The organism is Pseudomonas avellanae BPIC 631 (assembly GCF_000444135.1).
Taxonomy (GTDB): domain Bacteria; phylum Pseudomonadota; class Gammaproteobacteria; order Pseudomonadales; family Pseudomonadaceae; genus Aquipseudomonas; species Aquipseudomonas avellanae.
Genome location: NZ_ATDK01000311.1, coordinates 1 through 1485 on the forward strand (window position 1 = coordinate 1; position 1485 = coordinate 1485).

At 50.8% G+C, this 1485-nt stretch carries 3 protein-coding genes; all 3 read right to left on the reverse strand.

All coding sequences use genetic code 11. The features are described 5' to 3' along the window. Positions 1–25: 25 nt before the first annotated feature. The 3 genes from DW49_RS1000000130525 to DW49_RS1000000130530 all read right to left on the reverse strand — a co-directional run bounded on the left by DW49_RS1000000130525 (position 26) and on the right by DW49_RS1000000130530 (position 918). Positions 26–265 (reverse strand): hypothetical protein, encoded by a 240-nt coding sequence (locus tag DW49_RS1000000130525; protein ID WP_044423057.1) that lies wholly within the window; start codon positions 263–265, stop codon positions 26–28. A 59-nt stretch (positions 266–324) separates the two neighbouring features. Beyond that, on the reverse strand, positions 325–588 hold the full coding sequence (locus tag DW49_RS0118905) for a hypothetical protein (protein ID WP_024421357.1): 264 nt from the start codon (positions 586–588) through the stop codon (positions 325–327). An 84-nt stretch (positions 589–672) separates the two neighbouring features. Continuing rightward, positions 673–918 carry a PapB/FocB family fimbrial expression transcriptional regulator gene (locus DW49_RS1000000130530; protein ID WP_080892027.1) on the reverse strand — a complete coding sequence of 82 codons (246 nt, stop codon included), beginning with the start codon at positions 916–918 and terminating at the stop codon, positions 673–675. Positions 919–1485: the final 567 nt, after the last annotated feature.

Genomic DNA, 1485 nt, shown 5'->3' on the forward strand with positions numbered 1-1485 from the left:
AGTTCTAGTGGTCATGGTCGATTTCCTACTTGGTCTGCGTGCGCTGCGCCACATAGCGCTGCATGTAATCAATGGCCTTTTCCAGATTAGCAACGGCATAATCGGGACACGGTGTTGAGCTGGGCTTTTCAGGATCGTTGAGCCACGACCGAACAGTCCGCACTGCGCAAGGGCGCGAAGTAACCGCTGCAATCAGCTCAGCGCTTTTTGCTTGAGTAATTCCGTAGGTATCTAGCAGTTGCAGATATCGTGTGCGATTGTCCATGTGCACCTCTCACTCTGTAATAGGCAATATTGCCTATGCAAGCAAATAGGCAATCTTGCTTACCGCATTAATGACCTGGCACTAGCTTTAGACTGACCATCGGGAATCAGGCCAAAAGCTTTCTTGCCTTTGGTAATCTTCATGAACATCGAATTGCAGTGCGGGCAATCTGAAAGGGCGTCCCAAGTGTCGCCCTTCGGCGCTGGGCGGGTTTCGACACTCTCATTACAGTTCGGGCAGGAGAAGGTGATCAGCTTGATGCCCTGGGCTTTCAAACGGTCGTTGTACTCGGTGTAAAGCTGCATCAGCGTGGCGCTGGCCATGTCGTCACTCCTTCGGTTTCACAATTCTCTTCAATGAGCAATATTCTACATTAAACTATGGAATCATCAAGATAAATTCTATATCTATCTGTAGAATTTACTGGCATTGAAGACGAACGCATGCCTGTCATTTATCCCCTTCAGCCGGTTATAGAATTGGCTTGGTGTGACGCCATACTTGTCAGTAGCTTCCTTTGCAGAAAGGCCACCAACGAGGTGGTCATGCAGCGCAGCTATGACCTTTTCACCGCGGGTTTTGGTGTCGCTCAACAGAAGCGCAAAATGCTCTGAATCGACCTCACCTGGCTTTAAAAGTGGTGCATCAGCCATCGGTTAAGCCCCGTTACAAAATCGAATTCCACAGTTTACTATGGACCACATATCGCCCGCCAGTTTCGTTTCTTACGATCATAAGGCCACCTCAAATGCACGGCGTACAGACTCTATAGGTACGCTCAAATAAGGCTTGGAATGGTCAAGACATGCATGGCCTAGAAGGATTTGGACCATCTCTACATCGCCGGTCGCGGCGAGTACCTTCGCTGCTAACGTGCGGCGACCGCTGTGTGACGATCCGCCCTCGATCCCCGCTTGACGATAAAGGCTGAACGTCTGTTGTAGAGTGTCACAGCACCTGTATACCTCCGGCCCGCTGTCGAGCATGCGATGTTTGAATGCAAGCTCAAACGCCTCCCCCTTGTGGCTGAGAATGAGTTTTGAGCTTGGGCGTAGGCCGCGAAAATCTTCAGATCCAGACACCCCCCAGCCACGCTGCAATCGCACCTCCAACCAACGCTCTAGGGTCTGTTCCCGTTTCGACGTAACCTATTGATCCCTATGAGAACAGGCCCGTATTGTTGGAGTTCTCACACAACACCAATACGAGCCTGCAATGCC